The sequence below is a fragment of the Bacillus sp. PSXD-155 genome (genome assembly GCF_049310765.1).
Classification (GTDB): Bacteria; Bacillota; Bacilli; order Bacillales; family Bacillaceae_G; genus Bacillus_A; species Bacillus_A cereus.
In genome coordinates this window covers 14,202-32,031 of the sequence record NZ_JBMOWC010000014.1, presented here as the reverse complement: position 1 = coordinate 32,031, position 17,830 = coordinate 14,202, and the positions used below count along the sequence as shown (strand labels likewise).

Sequence of the window (17,830 nt, the reverse complement as noted above, 5' to 3'; positions counted from 1 at the left end):
TTTTTATGGATATGAAGCAAATTGCAACTCAAGTAATACAGAACATTGGTGGAAAGGAAAACATTGTTCGTGCCACACATTGCGCGACTCGCCTTCGTCTTATATTAAAGGATGATACGAAAATAAACTCTGCAGAAATCGAAAACATCGATGGAGTAAAAGGTGCTTTTGCAACGACCGAGCAATATCAAATTATTTTTGGAACTGGCATAGTAAACAAAGTATATGATGAATTCTCAAAACTAATTGGAATAGCCGAACTAGATTCTACAACATCAAACGATATACCTAAGAAAAAAATGAATCCTATCGCCCGCCTAGCAAAGACACTATCTAATATTTTTGTTCCAATTATTCCAGCTATCGTCGCAAGCGGTTTACTTATGGGTCTACTCGGAATGTTGAAAGCGTTTAAATTAGTTCCTGGAGATCACTCACTTATCCAATTACTTGATATGTTCTCAAGTGCAGCTTTCATCATTTTACCTATTTTAATTGGAGTTAGTGCCGCTAAAGAATTTGGTGGAAACATTTTCTTAGGTGCAGTTGTTGGTGGTATATTAACTCACCCAAACTTAACAAATCCTTGGACTCTTTCAAATGCAAAACCCACTGTTTTACATTTCCTTGGTATGGATATTGATATGATTGGCTATCAAGGTACTGTTTTACCTATTTTATTATGTGTATATGTTATGAGTACAATTGAAAAAGAACTTCGAAAACGTGTTCCGAACTCTTTAGATTTATTAGTTACACCATTCTTAACAATTATTATAACTGGCTTTTTATCACTTATTATTATCGGACCAATTGGATATAAAATCGGTGACGGCATTACGTACCTTTTAAATACAATTTATCAATTTGCAGGACCAGTAGCTGGACTTATATTCGGTGGATTGTATTCAACAATCGTTCTTACTGGCTTACATCATAGCTTCCACGCTATTGAAGCGGGCTTACTCGCAAATAAAGATATCGGTGTCAATTTCTTACTCCCTATTTGGTCAATGGCGAACGTTGCACAGGGCGGTGCTACTTTAGCTGTCTATTTCAAAACAAAAAACAAAAAAACGAAAGAAATTGCAATTCCAGCAGCAGCTTCAGCATTTTTAGGAATTACAGAACCAGCTATTTTTGGTGTCAATTTAAAACTTGGTAAACCATTTATTGCAGCAGCTATTGGCGGCGCAATTGGAGGCGCTTACGTTGTTTGGATGCAAGTGGCGGCTAATGCATACGGTTTAACAGGTATTCCGATGCTTACAATTGTTGCACCTCTTGGCATGATGAACATGATTCACTATATAATTGGTTTCGCTATTGCAGTTATCACTGCTTTTGTTGCCACATTCATTTTATATAAAGAAAGTAAATAATAACGGGGTGAAAACCTATGTCAAAATATAAAACAATACTGCAATCTAATAAAGACGAATTACATTCTTTATATGAAATTGCAAACCAAGATTCATGGAAACCAATTTATCATATTCACCCAACATTTGGATTAATGAATGATCCTAACGGTGTATCATACTACAATGATGAATATCACGTTTTTTATCAGTGGTATCCATTTGGTCCCATTCATGGAATGAAGCATTGGGGGCATGTGAAGTCAAAAGACCTTATTAACTGGGAGCGTATGCCTGTAGCCATCATCCCTACTGAAAGCTATGAATCACACGGTGCATATTCTGGTAGTGCTATCGTAAAAGGTGGCCTTCTTCATTTAATTTATACAGGGAATATAAAAAATCCTGATGATTCCCGTGATGCAAAACAATGTATGGCAACAATGGATTCACAATATACGATGACGAAATATAGTAATAATCCTGTTATTGATATAATTCCTGACGGATATACAAAACATGTACGTGATCCAAAAGTCTGGAAACATAATGATATGTACTATATGTTACTCGGTGCCCAACGTGAAAATAAAACAGGAACTCTATTACTATACAAATCACAAGACCTATACAATTGGCATTTCCAAGGCGAAATTACAACAAATTTAAAAGAATTCGGATTTATGTGGGAATGCCCCGATTACTTCCAATTATCAGGGAAAGATGTACTTCTCTTTTCACCGCAAGGAATTGAAAAAGACGGAGAAAACTTTCACAATGTATACAATGTCGTTTATGCTATAGGCCATTTCGATATTAAAAATTTATATTTCCATGTTGATTCCTATTACGAAGCTGATAAAGGATTCGATTTTTATGCCCCTCAAACTTTAGAAGACTCTACTAGTCGTCGCCTATTGTTTGCTTGGGCAGGATCAAGTGAAATCACATATCCTTCTGATGATTATATGTGGGCTCATTGCCTAACACTTCCACGTGAATTAACATTAGAAGATAACATCTTAAAACAAAAACCAGTTTCAGAATTAACAAAACTACGAACAATAAAAAAAGACATTTCAGGAGATATAACAGCTGGATTAAATGTATTATCAGCACTTGATGATGAAGACTCCTATGAATTAATTGTTACACTTAAAACAGAAGATGCAAAGCGTTTTGGGCTTTCTCTCTTCCACAATGAGGAGGAATGTTTCCCCATTACATTTAATCGGGAACAAGGTACTATTTCTATAGACAGGGGCAACTTCTACCATCAATTTGGCGGAGAATATGGATTTGAACGCTGTAAAAAAATCGATATTCAAGATACGATAGAACTACAAATATTTGTAGATAAAAGCATCGTGGAAATTTTCTTATACGATGGTTCAACAGTCTTTACGTCCCGAGTTTTTCCTCGAAAAGACATGAAACATCATATCGCAATCTTTTCAGATGCAAAACTAAACTTTACCATCACACAATATAAGCTGAAAAGAGGGATTGTATGAGAAATGTCTTTTGTATAGGTGAACTATTAATTGATTTTGTGTGCCGAAATACTAACGTTTCTTTAGTAAACGGTTCAGATTTCGAAAAAAAAGCTGGTGGAGCACCCGCTAACGTTGCTGCTGCGATTACAAAATTAGGTGGACACGCTACATTTATGGGGCAAGTAGGAAATGACCCATTTGGTGAGTTTCTTGAACAAACTTTACAGCGTGCGCAAGTCGATACATCCATGCTCATAAAAGATAAACAAACAACACTTGCATTCGTATCCATCGATCAAGATGGCGAACGTGATTTTACTTTTATGCGTGGTGCAGATGGTGAATATCAATTCAATAGCATTGATTTATCAAAAATACAAACGAATGATTTAATACATTTCAGTTCAGCGACAGCTTTACTATCAAGCCCATTAAAAGAAACGTATTTTCAGTTGTTACAATATGCGAAAGATAACGGCCATTTTATTTCTTTTGATCCAAATTATCGAAGTGCACTCATTACAAATACAGAACAATTCTCTCAAGATTGTCTAACCTTTATAAAACATGCACACTTCGTAAAAGTAAGTCAAGAGGAAGCTACTATGCTCTCTAAAGAGAGTGATTTACAACAAGCTGCACTCAAATTATTAAATTATGGCGCAAAAGTAGTAGCTATTACACTTGGAAAAGACGGTACCCTTCTTGCGACAAATGAAGGTCAAACCATTGTCTCTTCTATTTCCATTCAACAAGTCGATACAACTGGTGCTGGTGATGCTTTCGTTGGAGCAATGTTATATCAGATTGCCCAAAGTGAACATACACTTTCGTATCATTTCAAAGACTTAACAGCGTTTATCTCCTTTGCAAATAAAGTAGGCGCTATCACATGTACAAATTACGGTGCAATTGCCTCTCTTCCATCATTAACAGATATAAAAGCATACGATTAATCGTATGCTTTTTTACATTCCTCTCCAAAAATCATGCATAATAAAAAAGTACAAAATAACGAGAACGGCCGTCCCGCATAAGGTAATGCGCCGATATATACTCTTCTCTCCTTCCCTCGCTTTCACAAACGCCCAAATAAATCCAAAGAACAATATTAAATCAACATATGGAACATAAAAAGAAAAGACGAGAAACGCATATAAATACACGATAAATAAACAGGTCGTTACTAAGAAAACTTTAAACGCAAATTCACTTTTCATAATATAACCGCCCCCTATCTGTACTGTATTATATTCAGCAAAATACAATAGTTGCAGTTAAACTCCAAGTATAAATAAGCTACCGTCTATAATACGGTAGCCATTACGGAACATTGTATTTCCGTTTATATATATTACTTAAAATCGAAGAAGGAATTTGCTCGTAACGAACTTTCTCTCCTGTTTCATCTATAATATACGAATTGTTTCCTATATAATATATTCCATCTTTTCGTTTTGAGTATACCGGATATCTTTCATTTGGCAATACAGTTTTTACTTTCGTTAACTGTCCATTTGGTTCTTGCCAATATATATCCGCGCGGTCTACTAACGTAAGTACTCCAATTTGTTCTTTTTCTATTTTTCGACCATTCCAGCTCACAACGCGATAACCAAGCTTATTCGCTTCATATTCGGGGCTCGTATGAAAACGAGAAATGATTACTTTTGTTTGTAATTGTACTCGGTCATATAACCATTGTATATCCCTGTCATGCATGCGAATACAGCCATTTGATTCCCTACTTCCAATCGTCCATTCCCGGTTCGTCCCGTGAATTGCATATTCATTCTTATCTAGTCCAAGCCACCTCGTACCGAGAGGGTTATTCGGTGCACCCCCAGCTATTTTTTTTCGATGGTATTCTTTATTTTTAAATTTCGTTATAATACAAAAATTACCTTCAGGCGTAGGTGTACGATCTCTTCCAGTCGTTACTGGAAATGTTTTTGTGTAATTTCCATTCTCAAAAAAAGACAACTGGTTTGTCGTAAGATTCACTAATATTAAATGATCTGTATCAGCAAAAGCACTAACCGGTAGGAAGAAAAATAATAGTAAAACGAAACATACCCTTTTCACCTATATCCCCCCTAGCGCTCACCATAATAATTGTAATTAGCTTTACTTTGCTCTTATAAATGAAAACTATCCATTTACAATAACGCCCCCATTTACATGTATCATTTGTCCAGTAACATAAGAAGAATCACCAGACGCTAAATATACGTATGCCGGCGCTAACTCATATGGTTGACCAGGCCGTTGCATCGGGACATTGCTCCCAAACTGAGAGACTTTCTTCTCATCAAAGCTCGATGGAATAAGCGGTGTCCAAATCGGTCCTGGTGCAACACCATTTACCCGAATCCCTTTTTGGACTAACGATTGAGAAAGTGATCTTGTAAAAGCTACGATTGCTCCTTTCGTTGCGGAATAATCAATTAACGTTTCATTTCCTTCATATGCAACGATAGATGCCGTATTTATAATGACATCCCCTTTCTTCAAATGAGAAAGGGCTGCTTTCGTAACGTGAAAATAAGAAAAAATATTAATACGAAATGTTTTTTCTAGCTGTTCTGCTGTAATATACTCTAGCCCTTGCTGCGGATATTGCTGCGCGACATTATTTACTAAAACCTGTAAACTACCTAGCTGCTGGACGGTCTCTTGAACAACCTCTTTACAATGCTGTTCATCACTTAAATCACCCGGCAACAATACACACTTTACACCTTCTTTCTCAACATATTGCTTCGTCTCATTAGCATCTTCTTCCTCATCTAAATAAGCAATCGCAATATTTGCTCCCTCTTTCGCAAAAGCGATGGAAACAGCTCGTCCAATCCCACTATCTCCCCCTGTAATTAATACATTCTTTCCTTTTAACTTTCCGCTACCTTTATAATTTGAATCTTCAAACTGCGGAAGTGGATTCATTAATGATTCAATACCAGGCTGTTTATTTTGATGTTGCGCTGGCATTGTTACAAAGTTTTTTTGCTGTGGCATAGCTTCTTTCAACTCCTTTTCCTTATAATGTGCATAATAAAAACTGAAATTCACACATCAAGTTACGATTAATATTCGAATTTAAGACACAAAATATGAATTGTTGTAAACTTTTTATACAAAACTATTGCAAAATAGTTAAAAAACGAATATTATATATAACTGTTGTGAAAATTATTCGTAAACAGAAAGGATGTTTATATGTTTAACCTTTCAAAACATAAAACTTCTATTAAAACTGAAATTATGGCAGGTATTATTACCTTCTTAACAATGGCATATATCATTGTCGTAAACCCAGTCATCCTTGGGGATGCAGGTGTTCCATTTGAACAAGCATTTACAGCAACAATTATCGCTGCTGTTGTCGGAACATTATTTATGGCAATCTTTACAAACTTACCAATCGCAATCGCGCCAGGTATGGGATTAAATGCTTACTTCTCTTACTCTGTTGTAAAAGCTCATGAAGGCATGACTTTCGCAATTGCATTCTCTGCTGTATTCGTAGCAGGTATGATTTTAATTTTGTTATCATTCACATCTTTCCGTACAAAATTAATGGAAGCAATTCCTGAAAACTTAAAACATGCAATTACTGCTGGTATCGGTCTTTTCATCGCCTTTATCGGTTTACGTTTAACAGGTATCGTTACAAAAAATGATGCAAACTTAGTTGGACTTGGTGATCTTCACTCTGCTCCAGTTCTACTAGCATTGGCTGGGCTTGGAATTACTATTGTTCTTATGTCTTTAAATGTAAATGGCGCACTATTTATTGGTATGCTATTAACTGGTATTATCGCTTTCTTCACAGGACAGTTAACATTCTCAAACGGTGTTACATCAATGCCTGGATTACCAGAAGGAATTATCGTTTCAAATCCAATTACTGCTGTATCTGATGTAATTAACTACGGATTGTACGGCGTTGTATTTTCATTCTTCCTTGTTACATTATTTGATACAACAGGTACATTACTTGGGGTAGCTCAACAAGGTGGATTTATGAAAGACGGAAAACTCCCGAAAGCTGGACGAGCTCTTCTATCTGACTCATTTTCAGCAACAATCGGTTCTATGTTCGGAACAACACCATCAACAGCTTACATTGAATCATCTGCTGGTGTTGCAGCTGGTGGTCGTACTGGTTTAACAACTGTTACAGTAGCTGTTCTGTTCGCACTAGCAGCATTCTTCGGACCATTAGTAAGTGCTGTTTCTGGTGTATCAGCTATTACTGCACCATCATTAATTATTGTTGGTAGTCTTATGATGGGTTCAGTTCGCCACATCGATTGGGACTCATTTGATGAAGCATTCCCAGCATTCTTAGTAATCTTAAGCATGCCGCTTACATCAAGTATCGCAACAGGTATCGCACTTGGATTTATTTCATACCCACTTATGAAAGTGGCAAAAGGTAAATTCCGTGCTGTTCACCCACTTGTATATGTATTTGGAATTTTGTTTGCTTATCAATTAATATTCTTACCACATTAAAAAAGTAGAGCATCGAAATCCGATGCTCTACTTTTCTTTTATAACAATCATTCAAACTATAACGGTCCCTCCAAAATATGAAGGAGCTTATAGCCTTTTAATATTTCTCTTCTACCCGTAATTCTTTACTATACTTTTGAATGAAAACTGATGAAATAACCATTACTATGCCCACACTAAAACTAATAAGTTGATCTAATAACATTTCATCATGAATAAACCAGCGAAGTAAAAATACACCCCCAAAAATAAGCATCATGATAAATCCAGTATGTCTAAGCCCTTTATATACATTTTCCATATGTATCACCTCTCCACATACTTTTATCCATATTATACCATAATCTAAAAACGTGTATAACCAACATTCGGTATTGAAACCAATAATAAAAAGACTGCAGAGAACTCCATCTCCACAGCCTAATATTTATTTTTGCAAAAACGCCTGCAAATCTGCAAATTGTCTCTTTGCATCTTCATAGCCTTGCTCGTATAAATTTTGTAGTTTTGCTGTATCTTTTTCCATACGATCTACTTGAAGCGGCACTTCTGGGCGAATAACAAATAAATTACCAGCTTGCTCTTCTTTTTCAATATAGTGAAGTGTTTCATTATACACTTCATAACGATTCAACATCGTGTTAACAAGATTCGGATATTTTTTATAAGCTTTTCCTGCAATCCATCCGAATTTTGATTTTTTCTTCGCGTAACCATGATTTCTCGTTAAAATAACGACTGATTTTTTAAATCCATCTTCCTGTGCCTTACGAACTGGAATTGGATCAGAAATCCCGCCATCTAATAACTGCTTACCACGATAATTTACTACTGGTGCAATGAAAGGCAATGAACTAGACGCTTGTAATAAATTTAGTGCATCATCATTCGTTCCTTCTTTCTCAAAATAAACAGATTGTCCTGTTTCACAATCCGTCGTTCCTACAAGGAAACGTTCTGGGCTATTAAAGTATGTTTCAAAATCAAACGGAACATGCTTTTCTGGAATTTCATGAAAAATGAACTCCATATCAAATAGCTGACGTTTTCTCCATAAGTTTTTATACGACAAATATTTCGGATGTGATGCATAATCAATATTGACCGTTTTATTTCTATTTCTTTGTCTGGAAAGATACGACGCTGCATGACAAGCACCAGCTGATACACCGATTACATATGGAAAATATAAATCTTGTTCCATAAAGTATTCTAATATCCCACCCGTATATACACCACGCATACCGCCGCCTTCTAATACTAACCCCGTATTTTCAAGCATGTTACTCTCTCCTCTATATATATTGACTCTTTAATTATTCACCATGTTAAGTATCTTTTTCTATTATATATGAGTTCTTTCAGAAATTATATTTAAAAGACTTGAGAAAAAGGAGTTTTTTCTTCCAATTATATTTCCAAATGATCGGAGACATCCTTTATAAACCTTTGAATAAAGTCTTGCTCTTCTTTCGTATATCCATCTAAAAGTAACAACCACTTTTCTTCAGCTTGCTTATGCAATTTTTCATGAGCTTTATATATTTCATTGCCGCTTTCCGTTAAGCTGAAGAAGATTTCTTTTTGATTATCTAACATTTGCATCTTCTCAACGAATTGCTTTTGAAACAACTTCGTACAAATTTTAGAGATTGCTCCCTTCGTCATGCCCATTTCTGTCGTAATTGCCGTTACATTCATCAAACCATTTTTTCCGATACATTCGATTACATGTAACTCAGATAAAGACATACTACTTACACCTGTCTCACGAAGAAACTTCTCGTTTTGTCGTTTTAAATGTTCTTCTTTTTTATGCAAAAGTGTACGAATGTCCGACAGTATTTCCATTTGCTTCGTTGCATGCTTCAATCCGTTCGCCTCCTAAGTTTCCGAAGAAACAATTTAACTATATACCATTTTAAAATTATTTTTTCATCTTTACAAGTGAGAAAATCATGTTAAAATAAATTTAGTTTCCAAGGAAACCAAAATACAAGGAGGTTAACAAGATGAAAAAATCTAAACTAACTTTCATTTTATATGTTGTCTGTATTAGTGCCTTACTCGGTTCCTTCGCTCAAAATATTTACACACCTATCTTACCGATGATTCAAAATTCTTTTCACACTTCTCTTTATCTTGTAAATGTAACAGTTTCACTTTTCACATTCATTCTTGCAATTATGCAGCTCGTATATGGACCTTTAATTGATACAAAAGGGAGAAAATCTGTCCTTATCCCTAGTTTAGTCATTAGTACAATTGGTTCAATCGGATGTGCTTTTTCGGCAAACATTTATTTATTTCTCTTTTTTAGAGCTGTTCAAGCTATAGGAATAGCGGCTATACCTGTAGTTTCAGCAACGATTATCGGCGATTTATTTGAAGGAAAAGAACGCGGAGAAGCGATGAGCCTATACCAAATGTTACTTGCCCTCGCACCTGCAATGGCTCCTCTCATAGGTGGATTTCTTGGCAGTATAAATGGTCACTTATCTGTATTTCTCTTTTTATCTACACTTGGCATTATCTTATTAATTATAAACATTTCACTACTTCCAGAAACAAAGCCAAATGTAATTAAGCAGCCTAAAGCACAAAAGAATTACTCTCTTATCTTAAAAAATAAAACTGGATTTTCTATTACTCTTATTGGCTTCATTCAATTTTGTATTTACTTTTGCTTTCTCGTTTTTTTACCGAGCATTTTAGCAAATTCATTTCATCTAGCTGCAAGTGAAATTGGTCTTATGTTTGTACCAATGTCTCTTTCTATCATGCTAGGAAGTTTTTGCTACAAGTTTTTGCAAAAACGCCTCACAACAAAGCAAACTTTATTTATTACGAGTTACTTCAATATTATATGTGTCTTTTTATTCTCTTTCATATATAACATCAATATCCCATTCATCATTATCGTTACATCTTTGTACGGTTTTAGTATGGGACTTTCTATGCCAATTCACACTACTTTATTAACAGAAGAATTCGTGCAAGAACGTGCAACAGCTATCGGTATGTACAACTTCATCCGCTATCTTGGTATGGGCACAGGGCCACTTATAGGTGGATTTCTTTTATTTAACCAAAATTACTTTTGGATTTTCTTCCTAGGCGCAATTATGTTTTTACTTGTAATCTTATATGCAATGAAAATGCTAAGTTTTCATTCTGTACAAAAAGCAAAATAGAGCCCCCAAAAAGGTCGGCTCTATTTATCCTCTTTGATCCGCAACAATATGAATATCAATATACTTTGTTTGTCTCATAATTTCATTTACAATAGAGCCTTTTCGTATTTCTTCCCACCTTGTTCTAGCCGATTGTCCAAGTAAAATTTGCGTCACCTGTAATCTTTTTGCCACTTCAATAATAACATCTGCTGGCTTTCTTCCCTTTGCTTCTTCTAATACAAAACTTGCATCAAATTGATTCGTTAGCAACTTCCACTCTTCAATCGTCTGCTTTTTTCCAGCTGAAATAGAATCTATATTTTCCCTCTCAACGTTTAATACGTACAATTCAGCGTTTAACCGATCAGCCATGCGCCATCCCCGTCTTATTAATTTCTCCGCTGTTGAACTGTATTGTACACAAACAAGAATTTTTTCTTTTACGCCAATTGGTTCTATTACTGTTTGGCTAATTTTCTCGTCCATATCATCGGCAACCTCGCGAAGTGATAATTCCCTAAGTGCCCCTAAATTATTAAGCGTAAAGAAATTTTGTAAACTTTGCTGAATTTTTTCTTCTTTATATATCTTTCCGTCTATTAGTCTCTTCCTTAATACCTCGGGCGTTGCATCAACGAGCTGAATTTCATTTGCTTTTTGTAAAATAAAATCTGGAATTCGTTCTCTTACTTTTACATTCGTAATTTGAGCTACAATATCATGAACACTTTCTAAATGTTGAATATTAAAAGCTGATAATACCGATATACCAGCCTCTAACAATTCCTGCACATCCATATAACGTTTTTTATGCTTAGAACCAGGAACATTACTATGCGCAAGTTCATCCACTACGACTACTTGCGGCGCGCGTTTTTTTATTCCTTCCACATCAAGCTCATAAAATACCTTTCCTTTATACTGTATTTCTTTCAAAGGAACTTTTTCTAAATCAGCAATTGCTTCTTCCGTCTCTTTTCTTCCATGCGTTTCAATTAAACCAATTACAATATCAATTCCATCTTTTTTCATTTCCCTTGCATCAAAGAGCATTTTATAACTTTTTCCTACGCCTGGAGCTGCTCCTACATATAGCTTTAACTTTCCGCGATTTTGCTGACGAATATATTCTAAATATTCCTCTGGCGTTCGCCTTTGAAACTTCGGTTCATAATCATCTGCATACAAAATAAACACTACCTTTCATTCGAAACAACGCTACCTCAATCCGTTAGATTGAGGTAGCGTTGTTACTATTTCATTAATTCCTGTAATGCCAAATTTAGCTTTAAGACGTTCACTCGATCTTCTCCAAATAAACCAAGCGCAGCACCTTCTGTTTGATCTTTAATCAATTGATTAAGTTTTTCTTTCGGAATATTCGTTAATTTCGATATGCGATCCACCTGCACAGAAGCTGCCTTCGGACTAATGTCAGGATCAAGCCCTGAACCTGAATTTGTCACTAAATCAATCGGTACTTCTGTAACTGGAACGCTCGGATTTTGTTTCTTCCACTCTTCAATACTTTTCTCTACTCGTTTCTCTAAATCTGGATTAGATGGTGCATAGTTATTTGAACCAGATGCTTCTGCCTTATATTCAATACTAGAAACACGCCCTTGAAAATAACGTGGATCCGTGAAGTTTTGCCCGATTAATTTAGAACCAATCACTTCATTTTTATCATTATATATTAGACTTCCATCCGCATTATCCTTCATCACTGCTTGTGCAATACCAGTAACAATAAGTGGGTATACAAGTCCACACAACACTAGAAATGTAAAAGTAATACGGATAATTGGTGATAGTATACTTTGTTTCTTTTCCATCTTTTTCCCCTCTTCCTTATATGAACAAACCGACAATTATATCAATTACTTTAATTCCAATGAACGGAACGATAACTCCGCCAAGCCCATAAATAAGTAAGTTTCGGCTAAGCAATGCATTAGAACTCATCGGTTTATATGCAATACCTTTCATCGCTAACGGAATGAGTAATGGAATAATAACAGCGTTAAATATTAATGCTGATAAAATCGCTGACAGTGGTGATGTTAATTTCATAATGTTCAATGCTTCCATTTGCGGAATCGCAAGTGTAAACATCGCTGGAATAATCGCAAAATATTTCGCTATATCATTCGCAATACTAAACGTCGTTAACGCACCTCGGGTCATTAACAATTGCTTACCAATTCCTACAACCTCAATAATTTTCGTTGGATTCGAGTCTAAATCAATCATATTCGCTGCTTCTTTCGCAGCTGTCGTACCACTATTCATCGCTAATCCAACGTCAGCCTGTGCTAATGCCGGAGCATCATTTGTACCATCACCTGTCATCGCTACAAGTTTCCCTTTATCTTGCTCTGCTTTAATAACCGCAATTTTATCTTCTGGTTTACACTCGGCAACGAATTCATCTACTCCAGCTTCTTTTGCAATCGTTGCTGCTGTTAACGGATTATCACCTGTACACATAACCGTTTTAATCCCCATTTGGCGCAACTGTTCAAAACGCTCACGCATACCCGGTTTTACTGTATCCTTTAAATAAATTAAACCGTAAATACGATTATCTACTGCAACTACAAGTGGTGTTCCGCCCTCTTTTGAAATTAAGTCTGCTTTTTGATTTACATCTTTCGGAATTGTTCCACCTTGTGACCCAACCCATTCAATAACAGCACCGACAGCACCTTTTCTCACTTTCGTTCCGTCTTGTAAATCAACACCGCTCATTCTCGTTTCTGCTTTAAACGGAACAAACTCCCCTTGTTCTGCAAGTTCTCTATTATATGATATAGATTTTCCCTGCACATACTCAATAACAGATCGACCTTCTGGTGTTTCATCTAAAACAGAACTAATAGCAGCCCACTTTCCAACTTGCTCAATCGTTTCATTTCCTACAGGCAATAATGTATGAGCCATCCGGTTTCCAAAAGTAATTGTACCTGTTTTATCTAAAATAATTGTATTAATATCGCCCGCAGCTTCTACTGCTTTCCCTGACATCGCTAACACGTTAAATTTTGTCACCCGGTCCATCCCAGCAATACCAATCGCTGATAGCAAACCACCAATTGTCGTTGGAATTAAACATACTAACAATGCTACGAGTACAGCTGTATCAATTTGAAAACCTAAATAATTTGTAAAAATCGGCAACGTCACAACGACGATCAAGAAGATAAGAGTTAAGCTCGTTAATACTGTATTTAAAGCAATCTCATTCGGCGTTTTTTGACGAGCAGCTCCTTCTACTAAAGAAATCATTTTGTCGATAAATGATTCACCAGGATTACTCGTAATGACAATTGTAATTTCATCACTTACCACCATCGTTCCACCTGTTACGGAACAAAAATCACCACCCGCTTCTTTTATTACAGGAGCTGATTCTCCTGTAATTGCAGATTCATCTACAGACGCTAATCCTTTGATTACTTCACCATCATTCGGAATCATTTCTCCTTGTTTTACGATAACAACGTCACCTTTTCTAAGATCAGTTGCTGAAACTTGGACAATGTCTCCATTTTCTTTTACAACATTTGCAAACACATCTTTCTTCGACTGTTTTAAAGAATCGGCTTGCGCTTTACCGCGACCTTCTGCTAATGCTTCTGCAAAATTCGCAAATAAAACTGTAAATAATAGAATAAGAGAAACTGTTATATTAAACCATCCTGGTATACTACTAGAACTGCTTGGAAGAAAAGATAAAATGAACGTAATGATAAACCCAATTTCCACAACGAACATAATCGGATTCTTTATCATGACTTTCGGATTCAATTTCGCAATGGATTGCTTCATCGCATGTGTTACGATATCACGATCCATCGTTTTCGCTTGTCTAACCTCATCTTCTACAGCATGTATTTGTGTCTCATTTACTTGTTTTTCTTTTACTACTACCGGTCTCATCATTTACCCTCCATTACTTCAATGTAAGAAATTCTGCAATTGGTCCGAGTACTAACATCGGGAAAAATGTTAATGCACCGACAATTACAATCGTTCCGATGAAGATGCCACCAAATAAACTATTATCTGTACGGAACGTTCCGACTGTTTCTGGCACTACCGTTTTTTCTTTCAACGAAGCTGCCACAGCTAGCATCGTAATTAAACTGAAGTAGCGTCCTAAAAACATAACTAAACCAGTCGTAATATTCCAAAACGGTGTATTATCTCCTAATCCTTCAAATCCAGATCCGTTATTCGCAGCTGACGATGTATATTCATATACAACTTGTGTTAAACCGTGGAAACCGGAATGAGAAATAGCATCCGTTCCTAAATTTGTTGAAAGAGCTAATGCCGAAAATCCTAAAATGAGCAATGGATGAAATAAAATCGTGACTGCGATTAATTTCATTTCCTTACCTTCAATCTTTTTACCTAAAAACTCTGGTGTCCGTCCAACCATTAACCCAGATATAAACACCGCGATAATTGCATACATAATAATGTTTACAAAGCCTGCTCCAACTCCGCCATACACTGTATTTAACATCATATTTACGAGGGGAACTAGACCACCAATTGGTGTTAACGTATCATGCATCGTATTAACAGCGCCTGTTTCAGCAGCTGTCGTTACTGTTGCGTATAGTGAAGAAAATACTGTTCCAAATCGTACTTCTTTCCCTTCTGTACTTCCTTGTACATGTTCGATACCCATTCCATTTAATGCCGGGTTCCCGTTTAGTTCAAATGTCGTAATCGTTATAAACCCTAGTAAAAATACCATAAATAGTGACACGAAAAGGATGCGGCCTTGTTTTTTATTTCCGACCATTCGTCCGTACGTAAATGGAAGTGCTGTTGGTAATAACATCATAAGCATCATTTGCAAAATATTACTCATTTGTCCTGGATTTTCGAAAGGATGCGTAGAGTTTGCTCCGAAAAATCCACCGCCGTTATTTCCAAGTTCCTTAATGGAAACGAATGATGCAACAGGTCCACGTAAAATACTTTGCTTTGCACCTTCAATCGTTTGTGCTGTAACCGCCCCATCTAACGTTTGTGGTACACCAAGTGCGACAAAAACTAGTGCCGCAATAAATGCGATAGGAAGAAACACTCTCGTTAACGCTCTCGTAAAATCAACGAAAAAGTTACCAAGTTCTTTTCCAGCAAGTCCTCTTATAAAAGCCATAACGAGCGCTAATGTCGTTGCTGGTGCCGCAAACATTAAAAATGTAATTCCGATTAATTGTGATAAATAAGATAAACCATTTTCACCGCTATAATGCTGTAAGTTTGTATCAGCCATAAAACTAATTGCTGTATTAAAAGCGAGCGTAGGCTCCATCCCTTCAATATGCGCTGGATTTAATGGCAGCACACCTTGTAATCTGAAAATGAAGTATACGACAACGATCATAAATCCATTTAATAAAACTAATGATAATGCGTACTGTTTCCACGTTTGATTGTATGCTTTTACACCCGTAATTTTAAAAATAAGTTTTTCAAAAGGCCCGAATACTTTATCTAACGTTTTGCTACCTTGAAAAGCTTTTTCTAAATAAATCCCCGTTGGCTTTGCTACTAAAATAAACAAGAGCATTGTAATAATGACTGCAACCCAAATCATAATGAATGATTCCCCCTAATTAAAACTTCTCTGGATTTAATAATGCATACACTAAATACACTGTAATTGCTGCGACAATAACCGATAAGACAATCATCATGATTGCTTTCCTTCTTTCACAACTTTATCTGACCAACTTGCAAGACTTGCCATCGATGCAACTAATAAAATAAAAATCCCGACCATTACAACATCTAACATAACTATCCCTCTCTTTTTGTTAAAATTTACCATTTAAATATTAAAAAAGAACACTGAGCTCTACTCAGTGTTCAAAAAATGAACAACAAAAAGTAAACCTCCTCTCTAAACGCTTACGAGGTTAGCTGTCGGATTCGGGCCTAAAGAGTAGCCCTACTTTCAAAACTGAAAGATTCACCCCAAGTGACGATGCACAAAATTGGTTCCCCCGCTCCATTTCTGGAACTCAGCGATTTTAGGTTTTTTTGGAAATTTTATGAATGATTTATGAGAGTAAATATACTCCTCTATATTTCACTTGTAAAGGGGTAAATTACTGAAAATAATAATATTTACATTCATTTAAACGCTTACATCGAAGATTATTACTGTTATTTCATCTATTTTCTTTATTTCTCTTTTCTTTTCTTAAAAATGACCTTTTAAATATGAAATAAAAAGAGCGAATGACATGAAGTGCATAGCTTGTTGCACTCAGCATTCGCTCTTTTTTATTCAACCTTTATTCCCCTCGTAAAAATGCACGTAAATTTCTCCCACGAATATAAACTTGTGTCAATTCTGCATGTAGCTGCTCATACTCGGTAATATCCATCTCTAAATACAAAGCATCTTTTGATGGTAATATAATATATGGCCCTGGAAAAAGGGGATCAATCTGGACCAATTCTTGAACTCGCTCTACCGATACTGCCCAACGATTTGCTATATCTCCAAGTAATAGTACCTTCATCATTTCTTCCCCCGCCCTATTCAAAAAATAAAAAAGAAATATTATCACAATTTGTAAACACGACAAACTTAGCTCCAATTGTTTCATAGAGCCTCGCTGGATATCGTTTATTCCTTGTAACAACAGTAATAGGTGCTTGAAAAGAAAAACGAATGTGTTCTGTGAAGAAACTAACGATTGGAAGCTCATCCCCTAGTAAAATGACCTTCTTAATACACTCACAAATACTAGTAAAATCCTGCTCCTTACTACAACTATAAGTCCAATCAAACCCACAATTCCTAACTTCAGCCGCTACCTCTTCATTTGCTGTAAAAATAACTAACTCATGTTGAAATGCAACTAGATCTCTTAAACTATTTACCTTACTTTCTTCTCCAACACAAATAAGTGTTAGTTCCATGTACCTCATCCTCCTTAGTATAAAAAAAATCAAACATAGATTGATATTCCCCTATACTAATCAGATCGATGAAGTGATGTATCCATCATGGCACCGTCCTCTCTCAAGACGCTTACGAAGTTAGCTGTCGGATTCGGGCTTTGAGAGTAGCCCTACTTTCAAATTTGAAAGATTCACCCCTAGTGACACTGCACAAATTGGTTCCTCCGCTCCATATAATTGGACTCAGCGTTTACAAAAAAATATATTCTGGCTGATATATTACTCCTGTATTTTGAAAAAGTAAACAGAAAAAAAGCCAGTTATAAAACTGGCT

Annotated in this window: 20 protein-coding genes and 2 riboswitches; of the genes, 5 read left to right on the top strand and 15 right to left on the bottom strand. The window is 35.9% G+C overall.

Annotated features, from left to right (window positions below):
• The first annotated feature begins 5 nt into the window (after window positions 1–5).
• The 3 genes from ACO6VI_RS16835 to ACO6VI_RS16825 are packed head-to-tail and all read left to right on the top strand — an operon-like array spanning window position 6 to window position 3,813.
• Complete coding sequence (locus tag ACO6VI_RS16835; RefSeq protein WP_098840320.1) at window positions 6–1,382, top strand: sucrose-specific PTS transporter subunit IIBC; 1,377 nt, start codon at window positions 6–8, stop codon at window positions 1,380–1,382.
• Window positions 1,383–1,399: 17 nt separating this feature from the next.
• Window positions 1,400–2,875, top strand: coding sequence for a beta-fructofuranosidase (gene scrB / locus ACO6VI_RS16830; protein WP_422423686.1), 1,476 nt, complete (start codon window positions 1,400–1,402; stop codon window positions 2,873–2,875).
• Window positions 2,872–3,813, top strand: a complete 942-nt coding sequence (locus ACO6VI_RS16825) for a carbohydrate kinase family protein (protein WP_422117995.1) — start codon at window positions 2,872–2,874, stop codon at window positions 3,811–3,813. Before scrB ends, ACO6VI_RS16825 begins: the two co-directional genes overlap by 4 nt.
• 12 nt (window positions 3,814–3,825) lie before the next feature.
• On the opposite strand, the gene ACO6VI_RS16820 is transcribed toward ACO6VI_RS16825, so the two are convergent.
• The 3 genes from ACO6VI_RS16820 to ACO6VI_RS16810 form a co-directional block, all read right to left on the bottom strand.
• On the bottom strand, window positions 3,826–4,077 hold the full coding sequence (locus ACO6VI_RS16820; RefSeq protein ID WP_000834195.1) for a hypothetical protein: 252 nt from the start codon (window positions 4,075–4,077) through the stop codon (window positions 3,826–3,828).
• A 103-nt stretch (window positions 4,078–4,180) separates the two neighbouring features.
• Window positions 4,181–4,942: a L,D-transpeptidase gene (locus tag ACO6VI_RS16815; RefSeq protein WP_072939956.1), complete on the bottom strand. Its 762-nt coding sequence runs from the start codon at window positions 4,940–4,942 to the stop codon at window positions 4,181–4,183.
• Between the two features lie 66 nt (window positions 4,943–5,008).
• Window positions 5,009–5,875 carry an SDR family oxidoreductase gene (locus ACO6VI_RS16810; RefSeq protein WP_063546498.1) on the bottom strand — a complete coding sequence of 289 codons (867 nt, stop codon included), beginning with the start codon at window positions 5,873–5,875 and terminating at the stop codon, window positions 5,009–5,011.
• A gap of 201 nt (window positions 5,876–6,076) precedes the next feature.
• On the opposite strand from ACO6VI_RS16810, the gene ACO6VI_RS16805 reads away from it, so the two are divergent.
• Window positions 6,077–7,378, top strand: coding sequence for an NCS2 family permease (locus ACO6VI_RS16805; RefSeq protein ID WP_000482716.1), 1,302 nt, complete (start codon window positions 6,077–6,079; stop codon window positions 7,376–7,378).
• Window positions 7,379–7,475: 97 nt separating this feature from the next.
• On the opposite strand, the gene ACO6VI_RS16800 is transcribed toward ACO6VI_RS16805, so the two are convergent.
• From ACO6VI_RS16800 to ACO6VI_RS16790, 3 genes are all read right to left on the bottom strand, one after another.
• A complete protein-coding gene (locus ACO6VI_RS16800; RefSeq protein WP_063546496.1) occupies window positions 7,476–7,679 on the bottom strand; it encodes a hypothetical protein in 204 nt (67 codons plus the stop codon).
• Window positions 7,680–7,805: 126 nt separating this feature from the next.
• A complete protein-coding gene (locus ACO6VI_RS16795) occupies window positions 7,806–8,660 on the bottom strand; it encodes a patatin-like phospholipase family protein (RefSeq protein ID WP_063546494.1) in 855 nt (284 codons plus the stop codon).
• A 128-nt stretch (window positions 8,661–8,788) separates the two neighbouring features.
• Complete coding sequence (locus ACO6VI_RS16790) at window positions 8,789–9,250, bottom strand: MarR family transcriptional regulator (protein WP_048536152.1); 462 nt, start codon at window positions 9,248–9,250, stop codon at window positions 8,789–8,791.
• 140 nt (window positions 9,251–9,390) lie between these two features.
• On the opposite strand from ACO6VI_RS16790, the gene ACO6VI_RS16785 reads away from it, so the two are divergent.
• Complete coding sequence (locus tag ACO6VI_RS16785; RefSeq protein ID WP_000748717.1) at window positions 9,391–10,572, top strand: MFS transporter; 1,182 nt, start codon at window positions 9,391–9,393, stop codon at window positions 10,570–10,572.
• A 24-nt stretch (window positions 10,573–10,596) separates the two neighbouring features.
• On the opposite strand, the gene kdpDN is transcribed toward ACO6VI_RS16785, so the two are convergent.
• The 9 genes from kdpDN to ACO6VI_RS16740 form a co-directional block, all read right to left on the bottom strand.
• Window positions 10,597–11,751 (bottom strand): KdpD-like non-kinase potassium sensor, encoded by a 1,155-nt coding sequence (gene kdpDN, locus ACO6VI_RS16780; RefSeq protein ID WP_003269552.1) that lies wholly within the window; start codon window positions 11,749–11,751, stop codon window positions 10,597–10,599.
• Between the two features lie 56 nt (window positions 11,752–11,807).
• Window positions 11,808–12,389 carry a K(+)-transporting ATPase subunit C gene (gene kdpC / locus ACO6VI_RS16775; RefSeq protein ID WP_000412606.1) on the bottom strand — a complete coding sequence of 194 codons (582 nt, stop codon included), beginning with the start codon at window positions 12,387–12,389 and terminating at the stop codon, window positions 11,808–11,810.
• A gap of 16 nt (window positions 12,390–12,405) precedes the next feature.
• Entirely contained in the window at window positions 12,406–14,496 is a 2,091-nt protein-coding gene (kdpB, locus tag ACO6VI_RS16770) for a potassium-transporting ATPase subunit KdpB (protein ID WP_001248009.1), read from the bottom strand.
• Between the two features lie 13 nt (window positions 14,497–14,509).
• Window positions 14,510–16,177, bottom strand: coding sequence for a potassium-transporting ATPase subunit KdpA (gene kdpA / locus ACO6VI_RS16765; RefSeq protein ID WP_000638329.1), 1,668 nt, complete (start codon window positions 16,175–16,177; stop codon window positions 14,510–14,512).
• Window positions 16,178–16,196: 19 nt separating this feature from the next.
• Window positions 16,197–16,274, bottom strand: coding sequence for a K(+)-transporting ATPase subunit F (gene kdpF / locus ACO6VI_RS16760; RefSeq protein ID WP_223153441.1), 78 nt, complete (start codon window positions 16,272–16,274; stop codon window positions 16,197–16,199).
• On the bottom strand, window positions 16,274–16,378 hold the full coding sequence (locus tag ACO6VI_RS16755; protein ID WP_000887894.1) for a SipW-dependent-type signal peptide-containing protein: 105 nt from the start codon (window positions 16,376–16,378) through the stop codon (window positions 16,274–16,276). Before ACO6VI_RS16755 ends, kdpF begins: the two co-directional genes overlap by 1 nt.
• A gap of 96 nt (window positions 16,379–16,474) precedes the next feature.
• A riboswitch (cyclic di-AMP (ydaO/yuaA leader) is annotated at window positions 16,475–16,620 on the bottom strand.
• Window positions 16,621–16,754: 134 nt separating this feature from the next.
• Complete coding sequence (locus ACO6VI_RS16750; protein WP_001034421.1) at window positions 16,755–16,877, bottom strand: hypothetical protein; 123 nt, start codon at window positions 16,875–16,877, stop codon at window positions 16,755–16,757.
• Between the two features lie 3 nt (window positions 16,878–16,880).
• Window positions 16,881–17,114 carry a hypothetical protein gene (locus tag ACO6VI_RS16745; RefSeq protein WP_002025339.1) on the bottom strand — a complete coding sequence of 78 codons (234 nt, stop codon included), beginning with the start codon at window positions 17,112–17,114 and terminating at the stop codon, window positions 16,881–16,883.
• 13 nt (window positions 17,115–17,127) lie between these two features.
• Window positions 17,128–17,514 carry a hypothetical protein gene (locus ACO6VI_RS16740; RefSeq protein WP_000424087.1) on the bottom strand — a complete coding sequence of 129 codons (387 nt, stop codon included), beginning with the start codon at window positions 17,512–17,514 and terminating at the stop codon, window positions 17,128–17,130.
• Window positions 17,515–17,607: 93 nt separating this feature from the next.
• Window positions 17,608–17,755, bottom strand: a riboswitch (cyclic di-AMP (ydaO/yuaA leader).
• Window positions 17,756–17,830 lie beyond the last annotated feature (75 nt).